The sequence below is a fragment of the Aquimarina sp. BL5 genome (assembly GCF_003443675.1).
In the GTDB taxonomy this organism is placed as follows: Bacteria; Bacteroidota; Bacteroidia; order Flavobacteriales; family Flavobacteriaceae; genus Aquimarina.
The window spans coordinates 2,732,052-2,756,574 of sequence record NZ_CP031963.1 but is presented as its reverse complement, the minus strand read 5'-3'; the positions used below and the strand labels follow the sequence as shown (position 1 = coordinate 2,756,574).

The window sequence follows — 24,523 nt, the reverse complement described above, 5'->3', positions numbered from 1 at the left end:
TTATTATTAAATTTTTAATAGATTTTGTAATATTTTTTTATCTTTAACCCTTTAACTAATTAAAATTAAGAATCAGCGCAATGAAAAGACTATTTTCTATTCTGGCAATCGCAACAGTAATGGCTTTTGGAAATATGCAAGCAGCCACTGCTCCAGCCCAGTTAACGGCAAACGTGCAATTATTAATTGCTCCAATAACAACAACTATTCAGGCTGAAGAGGAACCTGCAGCAGAGGAATCCTTTCACCAAAACCTTAAAAAACGTTTTATAGAAGGAGGTCCTAGCTTTATGGGAATCGTTCTTTTATGTTTGATTCTTGGTCTTGCGATAGCAATCGAAAGAATTATCTTTTTAAATTTATCCACTACAAACAGTAAGAAACTACAACAAAATGTAGAGGATGCTCTTAATAGTGGTGGAGTAGAAGCAGCAAAAGAAGTTTGTAGAAATACAAAAGGTCCAGTTGCATCTATATACTATCAAGGTCTTGATAGAGCTGACGAAAGTATTGATGCTGCAGAAAAAGCAGTAGTTGCTTACGGTGGTGTTCAAATGGGACAATTAGAGAAGAATGTATCTTGGGTATCTTTATTTATCGCTCTTGCACCAATGCTTGGGTTTATGGGTACGGTAATCGGTATGATTGATGCATTTGATAAAATTGAAGCAGCAGGAGATATGCAACCATCACTTGTAGCAGGAGGTATTAAAGTAGCACTTCTTACTACAGTATTTGGACTTATTGTTGCAATTATATTACAAGTATTCTATAACTACATTATCGCTAAGATTGATAGTATAGTAAATGATATGGAAGATGCATCGATTACTTTAATCGATATGTTAGTAGCTTACAAAAACAAGAAATAATAAATGACTGTTTAGATTTTATTTAAGATAATAAAATCTTCATAGGATATTAGAACATTTATTATTAAAAATAGGGTTGTTGAATTATTACAGCCCAATAAAAATTAGTCACATGAAAATTTCAAAAATTTTATCATACGTTGTACTAGCTATAGGTGCTATAGGTGCGATATTATTGTTCTTAATGAACGGTAATTTTACCACACTTATGGATAACTATGGTATTACAGAAGCGAAAGATTTGGTGAAAGATACATCTTCATCGGCTTTTGCAGAAGCTACTTCATTGGTGAGTCCTATGTACAATCTTACATTGGTTATTTTTGTTGTTATTATAATAGCGACATTAATTGCTGTTTTTTCAGCTTTAGCTAAAAATCCTGCTGGTCTAAAAAATGCTGGTATTGGGATTGTTGCTTTCTTAATCGTTATCGGTATAGGATATGCAATGGCAGAAGGTGTTGAAACTCCAATGAAAGATGGAGAAGTACTTTCTGAAAGTGGATCTAAATTGGTAGGAGCTGGTATTTATGCTTTCTACTTTTTGGCAGCTATTGCTGTTGGCCTGATGGGATTATCAGGTGTTAAAAAATTAATAGGTAAATAATTATGGCAAGAAGATCAGCACCTGAGGTGAACGCAGGATCTATGGCGGACATTGCATTTTTACTTCTTATATTCTTTCTGGTTACTACAACCATTGATACAGATAGAGGTATTAGTCGTAAGTTACCACCGCCTTTGGATGAAACAGTAGAGCCTCCAATTCTAAAACAAAAAAATATTTTTGTAGTAGAATTGAACAAAAATAATGACCTTTTAGTAGAAGAAGCTCCTATGGAGTTAAAGGATTTACGTGCTGCAGCTGTTGCTTTCTTAGATAATGGAGGAGGAAATGGTGATGAAGCTTGTAGTTATTGCAAGGGAGCTAAAGATCCTACTTCTTCGGATAATCCAGAAAAAGCGGTAATATCTCTACGTAACAATAGAGAGACTAGTTATGGTACCTATATAGCGGTACAAAACGAATTAGTTGCTGCTTATAATGAATTACGAGATCGAGAATCACAAAGGCTTTACGGAAAGACATTTACTCAAATGGAAACTGAGCTTAAGGATGTAAACTACTCTGGTAGTAAGGATCGACTTAAGGATCAGATAAAACAAATACAGTTAATGTATCCAGAAAAACTTTCTGAAGCAGAACCAAAGAAATAAGTATAACATAAAAACGTAATTATGTCTAAGTTTAAAAAGAAAAAGGGTGGTGAATTACCCGCTATTTCAACAGCGTCTTTACCTGATATCGTATTTATGTTACTGTTTTTCTTTATGGTTGCAACAGTGATGAGGGAGAATAACTTAAAGATAGAGAATAGACTTCCTCAAGCTGATCAGACGGAAAAGCTTGATAAGAAAAACTTGGTAATGTATATTTATGCTGGAAAACCTAGTTCTAGATATGCAGCAAGTGCAGGTACACAAGCGAGAATTCAGTTAAATGATAAGTTTGCTGAGGTAAGTGATATTAAACCTTTTGTATTAGCAGAAAGAGCTGCTAAGAGAGAGGAAGAAGTACCATTTCTTATTACCGCCCTAAAGGTTGATACTGATACCAATATGGGTCTTGTTGGCGATATTAAAAAAGAATTGAGAGAAGTTCAAGCGCTAAAAATTAACTACACCACAAGACAAGGTGATGCTACTGGTAATATTCAGTAAAAGTTAAAGATTTTAATATATTGAAAAATCCCGCTGATAAGCGGGATTTTTTTATGCCATAAATTGTTGAATTATTTTATATGAATGATCTTTTAGGTAATAGTCTTAGATTAAATAATAATAGTTACAAGAGCTATAATAGATTCAGCAATGTTATTTTTTTTAAGTATTTAATCTTCATTTTCACATAAGTGTTATACTGGCATAACAATTGTTGCTACTTTTTGTAACTGTGATCTGTTAATCCGATCAATATCTAACCTTCCAAGCCAGTGATATTGAATAATAGAAATAATACAGTTGTAATTCTATGATAACCTAGTTTTGATAATAGCTGCTCTAAGTTGTATAAATCAAAACTTCTATAAAATAGTAGGTGAATTAGAATTCCTTTATTCTTCCAAATAATATCACTTTAGGTTCACAGTGTGTGATTTAGTAAGTAATTATTAACTAAATATGTATTATTATGGCTAGAAGATTAGCACCAGAAGTGAATGCGGGATCCATGGCGGATATCGCTTTTTTATTACTCATCTTTTTTTTAGTAAGCACTACCATTGAAACAGACTATGGAATAAGTAGGAGATTACCTCCGCTTCCAGAAGAAATCAAACCTGATGCATTTGTTAAAGAAAAGAACCTATTTAGGGTAGAGTTAAATCAAGTCAATGAATTGTTTGTTGAGAAGAAACCTTTACGATTGGAACAGTTAAAAGCGGCTGCTATCGCTTTTTTAGATAATGGAGGAGGAGTAGCAACAGAATACTGTGGTTATTGCAAAGGCACACGGGATCCAAAATCTTCGGACAATCCCAATAAGGCGATAATATCACTGATTAATAGTCGAGAAACAAATTATGAGGCATATATCGCTGTTCAGAATGAGCTTATAAGCGCTTATAATGAATTACGAAATAGAGAGGCTGTCAGGATATATGGTGTGTCTTTTACAGAAATGAAAGCTCAGCTTAAAGATGTTAATCACTCTGGTGATAAAACGAAACTTCGGGAACGGATAAAAGAAATTCAATCTATGTACCCAGAGAAACTTTCAGAAGCAGAACCTGTAACTGCAGAATTATAATAACTTAAAAACTATTCGTGATGTCAATATTTAAAAAAAAGCCAAAAACTGAGTTACCTGCAATTTCAACAGCATCTTTACCAGATATTGTTTTTATGCTACTGTTTTTCTTTATGGTTGCTACAGTAATGCGAAATGATACGCTCATTGTTAAAAATGAATTACCATATGCGGATCAGATTGAAAAGTTAGAGAGAAAAAATATGGTGATACATATTTATGCTGGTAAACCTAGTTCGAGATATAAAAATGTAGGAACAGAAGCAAAAATTCAGCTTAACGATAAGTTTGCATCAATTCATGAGGTTAGATCTTTTGTTTTGGAAGAGATAAAATCTAAGCCTGAAGAACTGCGACCGTTTTTAACAACGGCAATAAAGGTGGATAAGGATACGAAAATGGGGCTTGTAGGAGATGTAAAAAAGGAATTGAGAGCTGTACATATGCTTAAGATTAATTATATCACAAAAAGGGGGCAAGCATCAAATAATCTACAATAATTTGTTTTTAAGTTACCTCCGTATAATCCCGTGATCTTTCACGGGGTTCTTAATTCTTGTTGTTTTTTAGAAAGTACTTCTGTTTTCTAAATAAATAGATTTATTTTAGTAACCTCTATGGAATGGATGTTAAGAAATGTTAGCCAAATGAAGCGATTGCTTTTGTTTTTAAGCCTTTTTCTCTTGGCTTGTCATGGTTTTGGTCAAGAAACAGCTTCAGATGATCTAGGTCCACAAAAGAAAAAAGCATTAGACTCTCTTTACAGAGAGGATCAATTCTATGTTGGTCTTACCTTTAATTTACTTTGGAATACGCCACCTGATGTTGGTCAATCTGGATTTTCTGGAGGATTTCATTTAGGTTATACTAGAGATATGCCTATTAATAAAAGACGTAATATAGCTATCGGATTAGGTTTAGGCTATTCGATTAATACCTACGGTCAGAATCTATTTATAGGAGAAAATGAGGAAACTGGACAGAGTATTTTTAGTAGCCTTGAAGGAATAGATTTTGATAGAAACAGGTTTACAACACATCTGGTTGAAGCTCCATTAGAATTTAGGTGGAGAACTTCTGTGCCAGATACTCATAAGTTTTGGAGAATCTACACGGGATTAAGAGTTGGGTATTTGTATTATTTTAATTCTAATTTTGAACAACCTGGGAATCAAGTAGGGCAAACAAAAATTGATGAATTAAACCGTTGGAGAGTGGGAGCTACTTTTACCTTCGGATGGAACACTTTTAATTTTCACTTTTATTATAGTTTAAATCCTTTATTTAACAACAATGCGCTTATTGGCACGGAAGAAGTTGGTCTTAATGTTGCTAAAATTGGATTGATGTTTTATATCCTATAGCCAGAAATTAACTAGAGTAAGTTGAGGGATAACACCTATCAAAAAACCAAGTGTAAGTTCTAGGTTAGTATGCGCCTTAAAATGCAATCTCGATGTAGCCACTAGACCATTAGCTATAATCATGGCAGCAATAAATAAAATAAGATTTATTTCGAAATGTATGCTTAATGCAATTGTAAACATGGTAACGGCTCCTGTTCCGATCATATGTAGGCTTGCCTTTATACCAAAAAACACCATAAAAATGGCACTTAAAGATGATAATAAAGCTCCGAGAAAGAAAAAATACAGTTCGGGGTAATTATATGCGTCGATAATCATTTTAATCACTAAAAGCAATAATAATGACTGCAACAATAAAGGGATTTTTCGTTGCTTTACATCTTCTAAATGAATAGAAGTGATAATACCAGTAGTCCTAAGAAAAAAGTAGAGAACTATTGGGATAAGTATGGTAACAACTATTAAGCCTAGAATTTTTGCTTGAATAATATTTTCCGGAATAAATCTAGGGGCAGTAACAAAATAAGTTACCGAGCCAGCTATGGGCATCAATAAGGGGTGAAAAATATATGAAATGCTTTTTAGTAAAAAGTTCATTAAATCTTTTTTCGTAGCCTGGCAACCGAAATATCCAATTGCTCCCTGTACTTGGCTACAGTTCTTCTGGCTATAGGGTATCCTTTTTCTTTTAGGATTTTTGCTAACTTCTCGTCTGTAAGAGGTTTTTTCTTGTCTTCTTCCCCTATCGTAATTTCCAGTATTTTTTTTATTTCTCTTGTAGAAACTTCTTCTCCTTGATCGTTAGTCATAGATTCAGAGAAAAATTCTTTGATCAGTTTCGTTCCATAAGGAGTATCTACATACTTACTATTTGCTACTCTAGAAACCGTACTAACATCCATATCAATCTCATCCGCGATATCTTTAAGGATCATAGGTTTTAGATTACGCTCGTCTCCACTTAAGAAATAACTTTTTTGATAGTGCATTATTGCACTCATTGTTAAAAAAAGTGTTTGTTGTCTTTGTTTAACAGCTTCAATGAACCATTTGGCAGCATCTAATTTTTGCTTGATAAACATTACTGCATCCTTTTGTGATTTAGATTTTTCCTTACTAGCTTTATAGCCTTGTAGCATATTGTTATACTCTCTGGAAACGTGTAATTCCGGAGCGTTACGGCCATTTAATGTAAGTTCTAGTTCTCCTTCCACAATTCTGATAGTGAAATCAGGAACTACGTGTTCTATAAGTTTATTATTACCGGCATAAGCTCCGCCCGGTTTTGGGTTAAGATGCTCAATTTCTTCAATTGCTTCTTTTAATAAATCTTCTGTAATGTCGAATTTAGTTAAAAGCTTATCATAATGCTTTTTACTAAAATGATCAAAAGACTTGTCTAAGATCATTGATGCCAATTTAATTGGTATAGTGATTTCCTTTCTTTCTAATTGAATCAATAGGCATTCTTGAAGATTTCTGGCGCCAACACCCGCTGGATCTAGTTGGTGTACTATTTTCAGGATGCTTTCTATTTTCTCCTCAGTGGTGTATACATTTTGTGTAAAAGCGAGATCATCTAGAATATCTGCTAAAGATCTTCTGATATAACCACTTTCGTCAATACTTCCAACAAGAAACTCTGCAATTTCTCGCTCTTCTTCGTCAAATCGATAGGTGTTCAATTGATTTACCAAATGTTGGTGGAATGATGTTCCAGATGCATAAGGAACATTTTTTTCTTCATCATCAGCACTATAATTATTAGAGCTTAAACGATAACTAGGTATTTCGTCATCACTAAGATATTCATCAACATTGATGTCTGTTTCTATTTTTTCTGTTCCGTAATCATCTTCACTGGAATTTTCATCACCAAAAGCATCCTCAAACTCATCAGCTTTTTCCTTGCCGCTATCTAATGCGGGGTTTTCCTCCATTTCTTGCTTTAAACGCTGTTCAAATGCTTGTGTAGGAAGCTGAATTAGCTTCATCAACTGAATTTGCTGAGGAGAAAGTTTTTGAGAAAGTTTAAAATTTAATTGTTGCTTTAGCATAAAAATGTCAATGTTCTTATACTCACAAAAATAAACAAAATACAGCGTACTTCTGTAGGTAATCGATGGTTAGTTTAGTGAAACTTTTTTATAAAATTCGCTAAAAGCAAAAGATTAAAAAAAAGATAGTTGAACTAATCCCGCATTGAGTGAGGGATCTTATTCATATTAGTTTTGAAAGTTTATCCAAAAAATATGTTTCAAAACTGTTTTATGCAACTTATCAATAAACGCGCCAAAATCGATTTATTACTTTATGAAGGAATTATTTTTTAAAGTAGTTATATAATCACTATGCTATGTTAAGGAATAAAAATTTTATTCTTTATGGCGTAAATTACAAGTCCAGTTCTATTTTTTAGATGTAATTTTTCAAATATAGAATCTCTATACCCTTCTATGGTTTTGGGGCTAAGACACATATCACTTGCTATTTCTTTATATGTTTTTTCCGTGCAAGCATGTTTAATGAATTCCATTTCACGCTCTTTTAATTGTACTTTGTTTTCTTTTTTAGGGTTGAGTGAACCTAATAATAAATTAGTAACATCTTTAGTGTGATAGAAACCGGTTTCTTGTACTTCTACCAGTGCATTTTCTAGAATACTCTTTTCGGTGTCTTTCAGTAAATATCCTTTGGCACCCGCTCGAAGCATTTTAAGAATGGTTTTTTCATCTTCTTCTACAGAAAGGGCTAGAACATTTACTTGCGGATATTCTTCTTTGAGAGCGATCGTAGTCTCAATACCGTTCATAATAGGCATATTGATGTCCATAAGAACAATATCCGGAATGTTCTTAGGATCTTTTAATCGAGTAAGTAGTTCTCTTCCATTTTTACACAGGTACAATATTTTGAATTTAGAAAATCCATTTACCAATCCTGCAAGTGCCTGTGATAATAGGATATGATCTTCTACAATTACTACTGAGTACTTCATGAGTGTATTTTTTGTGTGAATAGCCTTTTGGTGACTTTATATTATGTTAATCGACTTCCTCTTCTGTAACCATTTTTTTATAATGATATGTTAAGGTTATGGCGGTACCTTTTCCTTTAGCAGAATCCAAACTAACTTCTGCATTTATTAATTTTCCTCTATTCTGCATATTGCATAATCCAATACCAATATTTTGTCTGGATTTAAGATCTTTTTTATCAAAACCTACTCCGTCATCTTTTGCATTGATGATTAATTTATCCTTACTGTAACGAACATTTACATTTAGTTTAGAAGCTTTAGAATGTTTAATAGTATTGCTAAAAAACTCTTGTAATATTCTGAAAATGATAATTTCTGCTTTGTCATCTAAGGTTCTTACTTCTGTATTACTGCTTAGCGTAGCTTCAATAAATTGTAATCTATTAAATCGTTCTACTTCTAAGGCAATAGCTTCTGTAAGGCTCAGGCTTTTGATCGCATCTGGATTAATCAGTTTAGATAGCGCTCTTAGTTCCGTAAGACTCTTAGTAATCGTTTCTGTAACTTCCGGAAGCTTTTTCGGGTCTTCTTTAGCTACATCAACTTGTATTTTTGCTAGTGTGAGTAACTGACCAATATTATCATGCAGCTCCCAACTAATATTTCTAAGTGTCTCTTCTCGTATTTCTATCTGAGTTTCTGCAATAGCACGTTCGAACTTCTTTTCCGCTTCTTTCTGCTGTAGCAATAAACTGTTTTTTCTTCTCTGGAAAACCCAGAAAAGCGTAATAATAAGAATAACTAATATAATGAGTACTACAGTAGCTATTAATATTGCTGTTTCTTGTCGCTCCATATAAATCCAATAATAAAACAGGTATTCATGATTACTGTTAAAGTAATATTTACTAAAAGTAAAACTGTAGCATCAGTCAATTCGATGTAATAATTTCTTAGAATTCTGAAAGGCAGATTACCAACAAAATATATTAGTAATCCAAAGCTAATCCATATGAGCAGATTCTTTTTTGCGTTCAGAACCTGCTCAGAATTTAATATTTCAAAAAAGTAAAGCAAAATACTAATGACTAAAAATAACGCTCCCAGTATATATGGTAATCTTTGATATTCTTCAATATAATTCTCGAAAAAACCATTGATTATAAAAGAACTTAAATATATAATACTAAAATAAAGTGCTAACTTCTTGTTTTTATTATTTTTAAAATAGTACCGATATAATAACAAGAAAAATGTGAAGTTAACGGCATTATAGATATTGTGGATTATTGCGTTTACTCCTCCATCTAGTTTAATGTAAAGTCCTACCAATTCATTAAAAGCAACGTACCAAATGAAAAATATAAAATACCTTAGAAATTTCACGTTTTTATATTTGTAAAAGAAAATTGTTCCTACAATCGCCGTAAAAACTTCAAAACCAATACAAATTTTTATTAAGGTATTTATAAATTCGTTGCTTAGATTCATTGCTTTTTTTACTGTTCTTCTCCCATAGGAGGGGTTCCACTTACCTCATTTGCTATTAAACTATTTTCTTCTTCTAATAAGTTACTAAGATTTACATTAAAGAAACCAGCTTTTTGATACATTTTACCATCCTTTTTTCTAATACTATCAAATCCAATAATATCTTTTAATAGTTCGACATTGAATTTGTTGTCTAAGGTATATCCTAAATCAACAGCTCTTCCATCTATTTTTTTTCTTAGTGTCGGAGCAATGAAAAAGGTCTGTCGTTGTGCGTATTTTTTATTCTCTCTATCACGTACGTACTCTTTAGGGTATAGCGCAAAATAAAATCTAAATCCTGATGGTTTTACTCTAGCTTTACGTGATTTTATTTTAACATATCTAATATATTGTTGTAAATCATCAATGTCATAAAAGAGCGATCGTGTTGCTTTAAATGGTTTGTCCTCTCCATCTTGTCCTATTACTTGATTGATTAATTCTTCTCTTTCATCGTATAAATGGTAAATTTCTTTAGCAAATTCAGATTGTACGATATTGTTTGGTATTCTGCGCTTATCATCAGCTAATTCTCCAAGTTGCTCTTTTAAGTTACTGATAATACTATCTTTCTCCTTAATGCTTCTTTCTAAATTTGCTAATTCAGGAGCATTTGTTTGTCCTTCTTTACAAGAAATTACAAGAATTAATGCAAAGGCAATAATTACATACTGTTTAATGTGGTTGATTTGTTGTTTCATTTTTGATATAGGTTTATTAAGTATTTGTGTGATTTTGGTTTTAACCAAAATATGTATTAGCTAAAAACTTGGTTTAGCAAAGTTTTAAGAATTAAAAATACCATTTTAAATAGTTTAAAAAAATTTACGTACGATGCAATTGTATTTTAAATGGCGTAAAATGTTTAATTGCAGTTAGTTTCGATAGGTTTTCATGAAGTCATGATGTCAGCGGACTTTTTGAAAAAGGGGGAAACACCCCTTCGATAAAAAGGGGAATAACGGTTGTGTTTACACAAAAACTAGCCTTGAGACCTTTCACTTCGATTTCGCCCAGTGGTTGGAGAAAAAAAAGGTTTTTGTTGCCCAATGTCATTGATCTTGTCGAAAGGGTGGATGGATTTAGAGGACAGATACTTTTTGATGATGTTTCATTTTTTTATCTCACTACAAAATTGGTTTTGTTTTCGTATTGACCAAATTTTCAAAATATTGTACTAAACATTTTCGAAATATGTGACGAAATATTTTCGCCGTATAGAAGAGTTTTCTTATTAAAAAACATCAAAATTACTAAACTTTATAATACCAAAAATCATTGCTTAATAAAATGTTAAAATTTTGATTTTCCGAAAACGTTTTTCGTTAAAAAAAATGTTAAAAACACTTTCAGAAATTGTAAGGGAATTTTTCTTCTATTACTTATAAATAGCTATAAAGCAATCAGCTAAACTTTTCGAAAAGTAATTTTTTTACAACTAACATCTTAAACTAAAACCGCAATCATGAGAAAAATTTGTTTAGTACTTAGTGTGATCTTAGGTCTATTTTCTTGTACATCAGATGTAGACAATTTGGATTCAGAAATGAAATCAATCGAACTATCAGCAAAAACTAGTTCTGAAAACGTAAAGTTATTAACTGCCTGGACCGCTAACAGAAGCAGTCCGGTTCAGATCAATTACCAGCGAAAATTTAAGGTAAAGGTTAAAAATCTAGCATATCAAAAAGAAGTTGCAATCCATCATGCAACTTATAATGGGAATTGGGTAGATATACCGCTAACATTCGAACAAGCTATTGATAATGATGAAGAGATATGGGTGGGAGAGGTTACCCCTGATTATGAAATTTATAGTGATGAGTTCGTAGTGAAGTATACGGTGAATGGAGAAACGTATTGGGATAACAATAACGGTAAGAACTATAGTATGTTAGTAAATGTTGGAGGGTATCTGTCCCCAGAAATAAATGTAGAACTTAATAAAGATTTTACAAGATCTACTGGAGCATCATTTGCTATAAATGTTAATGCGAGACGTAATTATGGTGCTCCGGCAGCCGTGGAGGTGGTTTATACAACTGATAATTGGGTAACAAAAAATACTGTTCCCTTAACGTATCAAAGATATTTTAGAGTTGGGTATGCGCATTATATTATGAGCCCCAATCAATTTGATGTAGATGTTTATGACACATCTATTCGAGTGGCTGATAACGTTCAATCCATAGATTTTGCTATTATTTACAAAGTAGATGGACAGGAATACTGGGATAATAATTATGGGGATAATTACACTTTGAATAAGATTATATACTAACAATCAAATAATTAAGTAACCACAAATCACTAACAACAATGAAAAAATATTTTTATTTATTTATGAGTTTATTAGTGCTGTCCTGTAGCACAGAAGATGATTTTATCGAAAATCCCGAATCAGAAGTCACTAAGAATGAAATAGTTGCTAAAAACTCAAATCCAGTAAAATTGGTAAAAGCCTGGAAATCATTTGGTTCTTATCGGGGCTATACATCTTATTATCATAAATTCGCTGTAGAAGTAGCTAATTTGGCATATGATAAGAGTGTGTCTATTTACCACGAAAAGAAAGATGGGAGCTGGGATGAAATAGTTTTATCTTATAACACTACTATTGATAATCAAACGGAATTATGGACTGGTGAATATAGTCAAGGTGGTTATGGTATAACGGAGGAATATGATGATGAATTCGTAATAAAATATGTAGTAAACGGAAGTACCTACTGGGATAATAATTTTGGTGCTAATTATAGAATGGATAACCAAGAAGGTTATTTGTTTGCTAAATCCGATCTTAATGTAAGCGTAGACACCGATTTTGTATCACTATCCTATGCTCCTTATGATAATAAAAACACATTTAATATTACTGTGGACGTAAGAAATCTATCACCTGATAAGGAAGTCGGAGTAGTATATTCTTCAGATGGTTGGCAAACACAAAAATATGCACCATTAGCGTTTAGATCTACTTGGACTAATGGACCGTTCTATAGTATCCAAAGCCCGAATAATTATAATGTAGAGAGATGGCAAGGTTATGCTACACTAGACGCTTCAGAAGATCAGGTAGAATATGCAGTAGTCTATAGCGTAAATGGAGACGAATACTGGGATAATAATTATGGTAATAATTATACGGTAACTATAAATTCTTACAATTAAATAAAGACGTTTATTTAATGAATGAGTCCGCCTCGCATGTGTGTTTGTGCGGTGGACTTTTGTTTTTATAGTATTAACTCCATTTTGATGTTGCTTCGCAGATATGGTGAATCTTTTTCGAGATTAATTTCTGTAAAGCCATATTTTCTGTAAATATGTATGGCATTTTCTAAGATTCTGTTAGAGTATAAAATTAACTTAGTCCAGTGTTGGTCTCTAGCAAAATCTATACAGTATAACATTAATTGTTGCCCGATTCTTTGTCCTTGAAATTTTGGGGACACGGCCATTTTTCCTAATTCATAGATTCCTTCTTCGATTTTAATAAGCGAGAATGTACCTGCAATATCATCTTCTGACTTGGCAAAGAAAATATGACCACCTTTGTTGATAATTGTTTCCTCGCATCGTTCTAATAAGTCTACATCGTGTGGCTCTATCACAAAGTATTTTTCTAACCATTCCACGTTAAGGTCAGCAAAATTCTTAGCGTATTTAGAATCAAAAGGTATGATGGTGATGTTCTTTGTTGTTTCCATAAATTATTGATTATAGGTTTCTAATATTCTCTGATGTAATGATTTTTCTTTTAATTGATATTCTAAGTGATTGATGTGCTTTATAAGGCTAGTTGTACTACCTTCTGTAAGCCATTTTACCTGTTGATCCATGATTTCCCATAGAGGAATCATTTCTTTGTGCAAAGAGGATCCTTTTTTAGATAGTTTAAATATTTTTTTTCGTTTGTCGATAGGATCTGTTTTGTATGTAACAAGTTTTTTGTCAATCAATTTTTTCAATGCCTGTGTAATAGCAGGTTGTGTATAGTGTATTGCTTCTTGTATGTCTGTTGTGGTTGCAAATTTTTTATCAATAATTGTTTTAAAGATTGGGAAAAGATATGGGTCAAAATCAATATGGGCTGCATCATATACCAGTTGAATTTCTTTCATCATAAAATCGCTTAATCGTTTCAATCGCGACCCTAATCCTAATTCTCCAAACTCTCGTAGTTTATCTTTCATAAGTATTTATATAAGTACTTATATAAAAGTACATATTTTTTTTCAATTTTAGAACTACAAGCTGACTTTTTAGATCATATAGAGCGAAATTGTAATTGGGTTTTTTGTGAAGCTTGATATGTTCGTGGGGTTTAATCGAATACTAATCAAATATTTGCGAATACAGCTCTTTTGTTTACGAATACTATTTAGATGTATCTAAAGATACTATGCTGCTTTGAGTTCCGTTGTTAATAAATTACACTTTTTTTGAATATAACCGAACTCATTACTAAAAACTATAGCTTTTTTGTCTATAATTTTTTTAGAATTAATTAAACTCAAATCAATATTAAATTAACCACACATGATCTTTTTAACTCGATTAAAACTTTTAGCAGTATTGCTAATGTCTGCTTCTTTTGCAGCAGCGCAAGCCCCGGAAGGAGAATTAAAACGTTGGCACAAAATTACTTTATCTTTTGAAGGGCCTAACACTTCAGAGACGGCAAATCCAAATCCTTTTTCGGATTATAGATTAGATGTTACTTTTACTAATGGAAATCTTTCTTATGTAGTTCCTGGATTTTATGCAGGGTGTAATGATGCTGCAGATTCCAGTTGTGATTCAGGTACTATATGGCAAGTACATTTTACTCCAGGAAAAACAGGAAACTGGAATTGGTCGGCGGCTTTTACTTCTGGTAGCGATGTTGCTGTTAATGGCGGCGGTTCCAGCGCTGGATTTATGGATGGAGATGTGGGATCCTTTACCATAGAAGAATCTGATAAATCTGGAAGAGACTTTAGATCAAAAAATAAAGGAAAACTGCAATATGTAGGAGAGCATTATTTACAGCACTCAGGTACTGACCCTAAGAGCCCAAACGGTCCTTGGTTTGTGAAAGCTGGAGCAGATGCTCCGGAAAACACATTAGCGTATAACGATTTTGATAATACACCTAATCGTGGAGGTAGAAGAAAAGATTGGAATCCACATCAACAAGATTATGTTGCTGGTGATGCAAGTGGATATACTTGGAAGAATGGTCAAGGAACCGAGCTTCTAGGAGTAGTTAATTATCTTTCTACTAAAGGATTAAATGCTTTCTCTTTCCTCACACTAAGTCTTCACGGAGATGACGAAAATGTTTTTCCTCACTTGATAAAGGTTTCTGAAAATGTTTATAACGGATACAACGATGGTCAACAATGGAATCAAGGAGTACATAAAGATCGTTTTGATATCTCTAAAATGGCACAATGGGAGAAGGTATTTGAATACGCCGATAAAAAAGGAGTATTTCTACATTTTAAAACATTGGAAACTGAAAATGATAATATCATGGATGATAATACGAACGGGAGACAACGTAAACTCTATTATCGGGAGTTAATTGCCCGTTTTGGACATCATCTTGCATTGAATTGGAATATTACTGAAGAAACTACCTTACCAGATAGTGTGACAAAATCGATTGCTTCCTATATTAAAGATGTAGATCCATATGATAATCATATTGTATTACATACGTATCCTGGTCAGCAAGATCAACGATATGATCCACTATTAGGTGCTAATTCTGAACTTACAGGAGCATCTGTTCAGACTGATAAAAATAAAGTTCATGATGATGTAAGAAGATGGCTTGAGAAATCAAGAAATGCAGGAAAAAAATGGGTAGTTGCTAATGATGAGCAAGGAAGTGCAAATATCGGGGTTGATCAAGATGGTAAAGAAGATAAATTAGTACGTGACAAAGTATTATGGGGAGCTCTTATGGCCGGTGGTATGGGAGTTGAATATTATTATGGATATCAAACAGGAGAAACCGATTTAACCGCTCAAAATCATAGATCTAGAGATGTAAAATATTCTCATGCGAGTTACGCATTAAATTTCTTTGAATCTTATTTACAGGAATATTTGGTAGACATGGTATCCTCTGATGGTATTACATCTGCTAATGATTATGTATTGGCAAAACCTGGAGAAGTATATGCAATATATCTTCCAGATGGTGGATCTACAAACATTGATTTACCTTCTGGAACTTGGCAGGTACAATGGTATAACCCAAGATCTGGAGGGAGTTTAAGTGCCGCAACTGCTGTATCTAATACTATATCTGCGCCAGACACTAATGATTGGGTGGCTTTAGTTAAAGGAGAATCTGATGGGACAGATTGTACTAATACACAAAATGTAGTTGTTGCTCAAGATGCATATCTACAAGGAACTACTTTATTTAACTCGTCTGAATTAAGAGTAGAAAGCGGAAATAGAGTTTCTTATTTGCAGTTTGTAGTTCCAACACCTACAGAAACGATAACCGGAGTAAAGCTACAAATGTCTGTTAGCACTGATGGCGGTAATGGACTTATCGAAGTGTATAAAGGAACTACAAACAATTGGACAGAAAGTAATCTTTCTGATGGCAATAAACCAGGTGAAGGTGCTCTAATTGGCTCTTTAAATACAACATATAGTGAAGGTCAATCATACGAATGGAACTTATCTGGAATTAATGCGGGAGAAACTGTTTCGTTAGTGATTAGACAAACAGGAGGTAACGATGTTTCTTTTTCTTCAAAAGAAGGATCAAATGCACCAAAGCTTGTTTTAGAATTAGACTGCGCTGATGGTGACGGAGGCGGTGGAGATGGAAACAATACGTGTGCTGCTCTAGAAGAAAATGGAATCGTAGCAGTAGAGGCAGAGCATTTTGAAGGTCAGTCAAAAACTGACAAGAGGAAATGGTATTTCCAGGATGGAACTGTTGCTACTCCAACACCAGATCCTGATCCAAGTCATCACGCTTCGGCTAGTGGAGATGGATATATAGAAATTTTACCTGATACTAGAGTTACGCACGATGATCCTTTAGTAAATGGAGAAAGCTTTTCAAATACTCCAGGTGTCGTAGGTATTTTGGATTATAAAGTAAAATTCACCACTCCAGGAAGATATTTTGTATGGGTACGACTGTACTCCACAGGATCAGAAGATAATGGTATTCATGTCGGAATCGATGGAACTTGGCCTGCATCAGGACAAAGAATGCAGTGGTGCGCTGGTAAAAATGAATGGACATGGGAAAGTAAACAAAGAACTAATGCAAATCACTGTGGAGAAGCACAATTAATATATATTGATGTTCCTTCTGCTGGAGTACATACCATTTCTTTTTCTATGAGAGAAGATGGTGTGGAAATGGATAAGTTTGTGCTGTCTCAGACGTATACTAAACCAAATGGAGTAGGACCGGATGAGATCCTTGTTGATTGTGCACTTTCTGTGAATGAGTTTGATGTTAAGGAATTCAGTTTATATCCAAATCCTGCTCAAAATTTTATTAATGTAAAAGGATTAACCAAAGGAATGGCTTCAGTTTATGATATGACAGGAAGAGAAGTAATGTCTTCCATTACTATTTCGGAATCAGAAAATAATGCTATTGATATATCTGGAATCCCTTCTGGCGTTTATTTTATGGTGATTCGTAATAAAGGAAATCAAAATACATTGAAATTTATAAAAGAGTAAATTGATAAAACACATTTTTTAAATAATATTTAAAAGAGCCGAAAATAATCTAGGATTATTTTCGGCTCTTTTTCTAATAAGGATTGTATCTGATTTGTATATTTATTTCTAAAAACAAGAGTTACGAAATTTTAGCCATAGGGAATGTCTGTTTTATAACTCCTCTAGTATTATTTTTAAATTGAAAATCAATTTCTATTTGAGCGTAAAAGCGAACATTTATCCTTGAGAAATCTATAGGAATGTTCCGAGAAGGATATGGTAACTGAGTACTTGAGACTATAGCTATAGGAGCATTGATTGTTTTAGTTTCTGAATTATAAACATTTTCCTTATAAGTAGTAGATGTGGTACCTCGGTCATCTATAACTTCTTCTATTATCACGTATCGAATTTTTGCAGAAGATATCTTCTTTTCATTTTTAAGTATAATGATCTCTAAATTGAATTTTTCTTTATCGATATGAGTTCCTTTAAATCTAACTTCTTTAAGCAACCCAATACTATTTATTTTATATTGGCCATATCCAGCAATACCGATTCCAGCAAGCGCGGGTATCCAAAAATACTTTTTAAGAATATCACCAAAATATAATATCATAGTAATGATTATTATAAAAACTCCAATTATAAAATATAGATAGGGATCTATTTTATAAACCTTATCAAAATCATTAATAGTATATTCATAATTAGGATTAGTAAGAGAGACTATATTTTTATTTTGATGTTTTCCATCGAACGATTTGATGAGACTAACAATAAAAATATCTTTTAGGAGTAGGTTTTGGATTCTGGATTTTGATTCTTGATCAAATTCTACATCTAAATATAACCACCATATTATTTGCAGATTTCTTCCGTCATATGATGCAGGTAAATCTCCTAATTCAAATCTTCCTTTATAGTTGTAATTATTCTTTTTTTTCCAAGAACTATTTTGATCAACAATTAAAGATGATATCCTAGTTTTATTGCTGATTGCTTTACCTATGATTTGATATTGTAAACTGCATATAACACGATTAAACGTCATGTCTAATTGTGGATTAATGCGAATATCAAAACTGTTTACGGTGTTTGTTGAAAAACCATTATTGTTTTCAAATGAATAAAAAACATTTATATAATCTTTAATAGCCATAAAATTCTACTTTAAAACAATCGTATAAAAAATTTAATACTCCTCTAATATTATCTCCAAATTGCTTTAAAAGAATCTGCAAGACCTTTTTGTCTATTATAACTTCATTCTGTTCTAACGATGAGTATTGTGATATCCTTTTCTTTAAGATTTTTTCTAGTTTTTCTAGGGTTACTCCTTTGAAATGAAAAGTTTTGTATGTACGATTACAGAGATAAAGTTCGAGGTTTCGAAACCAATGCGTAGTAATCACATAAGAAGTATTAGCTTGTCTCCATAGTTGCAATCTCTTTCTCAAAGGGATATGATGTACACTATCAATGAATATGTTTAGGTTTCCTGGATTTGTAATGTTTCTATAACCATTACGATCTAAAAAGTATATTTTGGAATTAGATATTAATTGGTGTAGAGCTCTTAAATGAGTAGTTTTTCCTCGTCCCTTTTTTCCAACAAATTGTATGATAATTGGTTTGTTTTGGTTTAATGTGTTGGTCAATTCTTCAAAAGAATATTTAGGATCCATAACCTCTATTAATTCTTCATCATCAATACCTCCAAAAGGATTATGAAAATATTGAATGTTCTTATTTAGCACCAAATCATTGTAATTTATCTTCATTTATGATTTGCTTTTAGCCAATTACTTCTTAAATTCTTTATATAAAGCTATCGCTTTTAAGTAATTTTGAGCACCGGTTTTGGTCTGATCATATATAAAACCATCCAGCTCAGGATGATTTTTTTTGATCCAAGTTACCATCTCATTTTTCGTAAGATTCCAAAGCTTAAAATCAGAGTCCATTTCTATGTTTTTTATTTTAGAAATTTTTTGATTCTTTATTTCAATTACTTCTTTGGAAATTATGGGTTTCTCATTTAGAAATTTAATTCTAGTACATATTTTAGAAACTTTAATTGCTACTTTTTCATCAATCTCTTTAATTTCTAATAATTCATATTTTGGAGAGAAAACTGAATCCCACTGAAAGTGTTTGTAATAATCATCTTTAGAATAATTCATATGATAATCTCCTTCGCTAATGGTTATACTATCCCCAATAATTTTTGATAATTCAAAATAATTACTTTGATTTAATTGATCGTAATAATTTTGGACTATTTGCGTATTGCGATCTTTTGTTGAGCAACTGCCTAAAGAAAAAAAGCAAGCACATAAAATCACAAAGTTTAGTAATGTTTTCAGTTTTATCATATTGCAATTATTTCTCTAACCCTTTCTTCAATACATCTTGAATTCCTGATAAATGTTCACTAAACTGCATCATCTGAGCCAATACTTGTGCCATTTCATTTTTATCACCAAAGCCTTTTAACTTATTATTTTTGATAAAAGTTTCTTTGATAGTTTCCCAACGCGCAGCCTCTTCCTCTATAATGGTATTAGTTAGTTCTTTGTATTTAAGAAGGTTTGCTTCTGCAGCACTGGTTAACGTTTGTGATTCATTTTCATAATGTGATAGGAGTAAGGTTTGTAATTCTTTTTCATTCATAATCGGAACTACTTTGGCTACCAGTTTACTCATATCACGATAAGATCCTTGTAATTTAAAAGAAGGTTCTGTGCGATAAGAATCTTCCATTGCTGCAGATTGTATATATGCGGCATTTACTTGCATTACCGTATTACGTATAGTCACTACTTTTTCTAATACTGCCAGATAATCTTGTATTTCTTGCTTAGTGTGATTGCCTTTTAGCTCTATGCCTTCTTGAGTGCCAGATTCTACCATTTCAATTAGTCCATAAATATCTTCAAAATATTTACTGCTTAACTGGTGTAATACCGGGTTAGAAGTCAAAGCATTTTCTATCAAACTGAGTTTGAATAAATCTGCTGTATCCCCAATAATATCTCCTAAATTGTATATATCAGCTCTATTGGCTAACATATCCGGAATCTGAAACTTATCTCCACTTTCGGTATATGGATTTCCTGCCATAATTACACAGAATTTCTTACTACGCAGGTCATATGTTTTAGGATGTCCATTATAAATTCCTTCAATCTTACGAGTACCATCTGCTAGCGAAATAAATTTCTGTAAAAACTCTGGATTACAATGTTGAATATCATCTAGATAAAGCATTACATTATTCCCCATTTCAAAAGCTAAATTTAATTTTTTTAGTTCTTCGCGAGCAGCAGAATTAGTAGCAGCCATTGGATCGACTGAAGTAACTTCATGACCAATCGCTGGGCCATTGATTTTCATAAATACCAACCCTAAACGGTTAGCCATATATTCCATCAAAGTTGTTTTACCATATCCAGGTGGAGAGATCAGCAATAGCATCCCCATTCTGTCGGTACGTTTATTGTCTCCGACGCTTCCTAATTGTTTAGAAAGATTATCTCCAAATAAAGGCAGATAGACTTGATCAATTAGCTTATTACGTACAAAAGAAGATAAGACTCTTGGTTTAAATTCTTCGAGTTTAAGATCCTCTTTTAAGGATTCAGTTACGGCATGTTTTGCTTCTCGATATGCTGAGTATGCAGGAACTTCTATATCTGAAAATTCTAATAATCGAGTAATAAAATGATGATAATTAAATTCAAAATTAGTTTCATTGATAGTAGGATGACTCCCTTTCAATCCTTCAATGATTTGTGAAGGATTTACGTGAATTACTTCTGAAACTGATTCCTTTTTATATAATAAAACACATACAATTTCCTGCGCATATTCTATCTCTTTTGGATGATGTGCTTTCAGAAAAGCGGTTACCCATTGCAATGTTAAACGTATTAGATCTTTTTGACTCTTTCCAGCAGTAGGCTCTATAGATTTCTTAAACTTGCTAATTACTTTTTTCTTTTCCAATTCGGCAAGAAATAAATCGTGTAATTCATTTGCAGTTTGACTGATACAAAACACATCATCTGTTTGCAGTTCGGTAAAAAGGTAATTGCTAATGGTGTTACTATATTTTTTGCCAAAAAGCTTTTGCGTTTCCGCGAAAGTAGAAATCTCTTTTGCTAAATCAGAAAGTATTGTTTGATACTCCGTACTATCCGAGAAAATTTCTAAAACTTCTCCTGATGCTTTTATGGTATTATTCCAATATGTTTTCTTTTCTGTATCTAAACTACTCCAAAAGTATTGTGCATAGGATCTAGAGAGTGAGTCATAACGTAATAACCCAAGATCGTGATCTTTACTCACTAAAACCTTTAGAATTGTAGCAGCATCTACATCGTGAACTCCTTTTACATATCCTTCAGCATAGTTTTTACTACTTTCCGATTTTATGAGTTCTAGTAATTCTTCTTCTCCTAGATTTAATAATTCATCCTTTTTAGTATTGAATATTTTATACGCTAAATAGGCTGCACGATATATTTCTTGGTTTTCAGAAATTAGCTCTTGATCCCAGTATTTTTTAGATTTTAGTAATATTTCGTTTTCAATTTCCTGATAGAAATCGGTACCAGTAAGATGATATTGTAATGTATTGTCTTTGTATACAATAGTAAGATCTAATGGTTGTTTGTTTACACCAAACTTATGTTTTCCTAGTTTAATGATATTCTCACCATCTTCATAGAGATCTTGTTTGTCTTTTAACTTACGCGTAGCATCTTCTTTGGCTACTTTTAATGCAGTTTCAATAGTCTCAGCTTTACCAGCGTCGTCCAGTTCCATTAAATTCGCAATGATGTCTCTAAGCTTATTGATCATTAGATCAGATGCAAAATATCCATTGATATCAGCGACAGAATCAAAACTTAATGCCTTTTTAGTAACTCCTTTTAGTATTCTACTTGCAGCATTTTCTAAAGCAACGGCTTTTTTATTCCTTGCCTCGATCAAACTGTTTTTTCTGGCTTCAAAAGCATTGTATACTTCTTCACGCTTTTCTATAATTAGCGTAATAAACTCTTCGAAATCAGCAAATCTACCTTCCAGATCTTCTAACTGAACTGATACCTTGTTTAGTAATTCATCTGTTTTTTCTGGAGTATTGGCAATATCAAGGTAATTGATAATACTCTGGTCCACTAATTTCAGTTGTGCGGCAAATTCTGCATTCGCTTCTTTGCTACCCAGGGATTTTATTTTATTCTTAATTCCAGCTTTTAGCTGATTAATCGTTGCAAAAATCAAGGATATGTTATCAATAATCTTAGTAGAATGCGAAGTGTCTTCGATCTGTAGATTAGAAACTATGTCAATAAGCATTTCCAAATCTTTAGCAATTTGATTGACCTCTTCTTCTAATTTTTTGGCCTCAATTACTTTTTTGATTGCTTCTAGCTCTTGTTGTTTTTCTTCTACTCGAGCGTGATAGGGTAGTAGTGCCTTATCATCTAATAAGAATTGTACACAGCGTTGCGAAATTTTATCAGTTTGTTCAGCGATTTCGGTTTCTAGGTCGGTGATAAATTGTTTATCAATGTATCTGATGTCATTTAAACCAATAACTTCACCACGTAACGTTCTTAGTTGTGATAATACTTGTACAAAATCGTCAATAGATCTAAATGAACTACTTTTTATCTTGTTAAATATTTCTTTGGCAGTTTCTTTAGTTTCTTTGGTGACATTGGCAGCGGTTCTCCTTAGTTGTACTACCTTCTCAAACTCATCAATAGCTGCATTAGCAGCATTACTTATTTCCCCTAAGGGGACATCTAAGCGACATGTGTCTTCTTCTCTAATCCAATAATAGCTGTCAACAATGTCATTAGAAGATTTAGCCAGATCGTCATATAAACCATCATAATTATCTTCTTTATTAAGGAGTGTGATGAGCGCATGGCATTCTGCCATTGCCTTTACGATATCTTTGTTACCAATTTTATATAATAATGTATCTGTATGTTCTGAAGGAATCTCGTTTCCTTTTAAGAAAGGAGTTTGCCATATCTGAATGACATGATGTTTTGTTTGTTCATCTTCCGTCTTGAAATAACACAGTTCTCCACCTTCTAAAATGGTAAAACCATTACAAATAATTGGAGTTTTTACTTCTTGTTCAATAACATTATAGGACATTAATGTATATAGTCCTTTTTTACTTTCATAAAACACATATAAGAAGTCTTCGCCATTAGGAGAACTAATTTTTTCCTGAAATTTCACATCAGAAATCTCGTTGGTAAATAGTTTGACTTCACCAGATTGCAGATAGTATCCATTAGGATATATGATTCCTTGATCATCTGGTAAGAGAACACAGGCGTCTTTGATACACTCAATTTTTTTAACCTCTTGTACCTTATGATTATACACGAAATATCTTGGAGCTTCCTGAAACGGTTTTATTTCTAAAGCGATGAGGTTTCCTAAATTCGCATATCGATATTGACCATCATCAAGTGTTTGATCTACTTGTTCTACAGCTTCATTATAAATTCCTTTTCCGTCATCGGTATTATCTTCGATTTTTATGGTAAGATCACCACCTACAGTTTCTACAAAAACTTTATCTAATATAGAAATATGTGGATGTATTCCATAACGATGCATGTCACGCGTAACCTCCACCCATTCGAATTCATATTGTTTTGGAAATTTAAATTCGTGCTCACTTCGGTTATCTACATAGGTAAGTGTACCTTCGTTTATAAGCCATTTAAAGGTTTTGATGTCAGTGACACTTTCGCTGAGCTGAAACACCATGTGTAGGTAATTACCAACAATAGCAAACTTAGAAAAGATCGTATTTCTATAATATTTATATAGATTTGTGAAGTCATCAATGAAAACAGAATCGTTGATGAGGTCTAATTTTTTATTTATAAAATGATCATCGGCGTACGTATATATACTGAATACATCATCCAGTTTTATTTCCGTTCGTAATCCGAAATGAACATTATACCCAAAAAGACAAAAATCACCTATAGTTACAATATCTCGTGCAATACAATTATTCTCTGTATTGATACGATTATTGGCAATGAGTTTGGTTTCTACACTACCAAAAACTTCTTTTCTCGCATCATTAAGTTGTGTAAGACGGTTCTGGAGTTCACCCTTTTGTTTTTGCAAACGCTTTTGGATGATTTCATACGTTCCACCATCTAGTTGTATGTCGTTAGTGTTGGTTTCTTCCATAGTTGTT

The 24,523-nt window shown here is 32.7% G+C and carries 22 protein-coding genes; 10 read left to right on the top strand and 12 right to left on the bottom strand.

The genetic code is table 11. The features are described 5' to 3' along the window. Positions 1–80 precede the first annotated feature (80 nt). From D1818_RS11870 to D1818_RS11840, 7 genes are all read left to right on the top strand, one after another. A complete protein-coding gene (locus D1818_RS11870) occupies positions 81–872 on the top strand; it encodes a MotA/TolQ/ExbB proton channel family protein (RefSeq protein ID WP_118459220.1) in 792 nt (263 codons plus the stop codon). Between the two features lie 112 nt (positions 873–984). Then, on the top strand, positions 985–1,479 hold the full coding sequence (locus tag D1818_RS11865) for a phosphoethanolamine transferase domain-containing protein (RefSeq protein WP_118459219.1): 495 nt from the start codon (positions 985–987) through the stop codon (positions 1,477–1,479). A 2-nt stretch (positions 1,480–1,481) separates the two neighbouring features. Then, the gene (locus D1818_RS11860; RefSeq protein ID WP_118459218.1) at positions 1,482–2,090 is read left to right on the top strand and encodes a biopolymer transporter ExbD; all 609 of its coding nucleotides are present in this window, start codon (positions 1,482–1,484) and stop codon (positions 2,088–2,090) included. Positions 2,091–2,111: 21 nt separating this feature from the next. After that, complete coding sequence (locus D1818_RS11855) at positions 2,112–2,594, top strand: biopolymer transporter ExbD (RefSeq protein ID WP_118459217.1); 483 nt, start codon at positions 2,112–2,114, stop codon at positions 2,592–2,594. A 469-nt stretch (positions 2,595–3,063) separates the two neighbouring features. Then, positions 3,064–3,681, top strand: coding sequence for a biopolymer transporter ExbD (locus D1818_RS11850; protein WP_118459216.1), 618 nt, complete (start codon positions 3,064–3,066; stop codon positions 3,679–3,681). Positions 3,682–3,701: 20 nt separating this feature from the next. Next, on the top strand, positions 3,702–4,181 hold the full coding sequence (locus D1818_RS11845) for a biopolymer transporter ExbD (protein WP_118459215.1): 480 nt from the start codon (positions 3,702–3,704) through the stop codon (positions 4,179–4,181). 147 nt (positions 4,182–4,328) lie between these two features. Next, a complete protein-coding gene (locus D1818_RS11840; protein ID WP_118463685.1) occupies positions 4,329–5,045 on the top strand; it encodes a porin family protein in 717 nt (238 codons plus the stop codon). Here the strand turns inward: D1818_RS11840 and D1818_RS11835 are convergent. From D1818_RS11835 to D1818_RS11810, 6 genes are all read right to left on the bottom strand, one after another. Next, positions 5,040–5,645 carry a hypothetical protein gene (locus tag D1818_RS11835; protein ID WP_118459214.1) on the bottom strand — a complete coding sequence of 202 codons (606 nt, stop codon included), beginning with the start codon at positions 5,643–5,645 and terminating at the stop codon, positions 5,040–5,042. The two genes, D1818_RS11840 and D1818_RS11835, sit on opposite strands and share 6 nt — an antisense overlap. Then, positions 5,645–7,105 (bottom strand): RNA polymerase factor sigma-54, encoded by a 1,461-nt coding sequence (rpoN, locus tag D1818_RS11830; RefSeq protein ID WP_118459213.1) that lies wholly within the window; start codon positions 7,103–7,105, stop codon positions 5,645–5,647. The genes D1818_RS11835 and rpoN overlap by 1 nt, the downstream gene beginning before the upstream one ends. Positions 7,106–7,407: 302 nt before the next feature. Continuing rightward, positions 7,408–8,046: a response regulator transcription factor gene (locus tag D1818_RS11825; protein ID WP_118459212.1), complete on the bottom strand. Its 639-nt coding sequence runs from the start codon at positions 8,044–8,046 to the stop codon at positions 7,408–7,410. Positions 8,047–8,092: 46 nt separating this feature from the next. Beyond that, on the bottom strand, positions 8,093–8,884 hold the full coding sequence (locus D1818_RS11820; protein ID WP_118459211.1) for a sensor histidine kinase: 792 nt from the start codon (positions 8,882–8,884) through the stop codon (positions 8,093–8,095). After that, positions 8,857–9,519 (bottom strand): hypothetical protein, encoded by a 663-nt coding sequence (locus D1818_RS11815; protein ID WP_118459210.1) that lies wholly within the window; start codon positions 9,517–9,519, stop codon positions 8,857–8,859. The genes D1818_RS11820 and D1818_RS11815 overlap by 28 nt, the downstream gene beginning before the upstream one ends. 8 nt (positions 9,520–9,527) lie before the next feature. Then, the gene (locus tag D1818_RS11810; RefSeq protein WP_118459209.1) at positions 9,528–10,262 is read right to left on the bottom strand and encodes a hypothetical protein; all 735 of its coding nucleotides are present in this window, start codon (positions 10,260–10,262) and stop codon (positions 9,528–9,530) included. 764 nt (positions 10,263–11,026) lie between these two features. Here D1818_RS11810 and D1818_RS11805 point away from each other — a divergent pair. After that, positions 11,027–11,842, top strand: a complete 816-nt coding sequence (locus D1818_RS11805) for a carbohydrate-binding protein (protein ID WP_118459208.1) — start codon at positions 11,027–11,029, stop codon at positions 11,840–11,842. A 38-nt stretch (positions 11,843–11,880) separates the two neighbouring features. After that, positions 11,881–12,732 carry a carbohydrate-binding protein gene (locus tag D1818_RS11800; protein ID WP_118459207.1) on the top strand — a complete coding sequence of 284 codons (852 nt, stop codon included), beginning with the start codon at positions 11,881–11,883 and terminating at the stop codon, positions 12,730–12,732. 65 nt (positions 12,733–12,797) lie between these two features. On the opposite strand, the gene D1818_RS11795 is transcribed toward D1818_RS11800, so the two are convergent. Both D1818_RS11795 and D1818_RS11790 read right to left on the bottom strand, forming a co-directional pair. After that, entirely contained in the window at positions 12,798–13,271 is a 474-nt protein-coding gene (locus D1818_RS11795) for a GNAT family N-acetyltransferase (RefSeq protein WP_118459206.1), read from the bottom strand. Positions 13,272–13,274: 3 nt separating this feature from the next. Continuing rightward, positions 13,275–13,757, bottom strand: coding sequence for a MarR family winged helix-turn-helix transcriptional regulator (locus D1818_RS11790; RefSeq protein WP_118459205.1), 483 nt, complete (start codon positions 13,755–13,757; stop codon positions 13,275–13,277). 346 nt (positions 13,758–14,103) lie between these two features. Between D1818_RS11790 and D1818_RS11785 the strand changes: the two genes are divergently transcribed. Next, positions 14,104–17,283, top strand: a complete 3,180-nt coding sequence (locus D1818_RS11785; RefSeq protein WP_118459204.1) for a DUF5060 domain-containing protein — start codon at positions 14,104–14,106, stop codon at positions 17,281–17,283. 121 nt (positions 17,284–17,404) lie between these two features. On the opposite strand, the gene D1818_RS11780 is transcribed toward D1818_RS11785, so the two are convergent. The 4 genes from D1818_RS11780 to D1818_RS11765 are packed head-to-tail and all read right to left on the bottom strand — an operon-like array spanning position 17,405 to position 24,516. Next, complete coding sequence (locus D1818_RS11780) at positions 17,405–18,427, bottom strand: hypothetical protein (RefSeq protein WP_118459203.1); 1,023 nt, start codon at positions 18,425–18,427, stop codon at positions 17,405–17,407. Continuing rightward, positions 18,417–19,049 (bottom strand): hypothetical protein, encoded by a 633-nt coding sequence (locus D1818_RS11775; RefSeq protein WP_118459202.1) that lies wholly within the window; start codon positions 19,047–19,049, stop codon positions 18,417–18,419. Before D1818_RS11775 ends, D1818_RS11780 begins: the two co-directional genes overlap by 11 nt. Before the next feature lie 21 nt (positions 19,050–19,070). Next, complete coding sequence (locus D1818_RS11770; RefSeq protein ID WP_118459201.1) at positions 19,071–19,643, bottom strand: hypothetical protein; 573 nt, start codon at positions 19,641–19,643, stop codon at positions 19,071–19,073. Positions 19,644–19,650: 7 nt separating this feature from the next. Continuing rightward, the gene (locus D1818_RS11765; protein ID WP_118459200.1) at positions 19,651–24,516 is read right to left on the bottom strand and encodes a DNA repair ATPase; all 4,866 of its coding nucleotides are present in this window, start codon (positions 24,514–24,516) and stop codon (positions 19,651–19,653) included. Positions 24,517–24,523 lie beyond the last annotated feature (7 nt).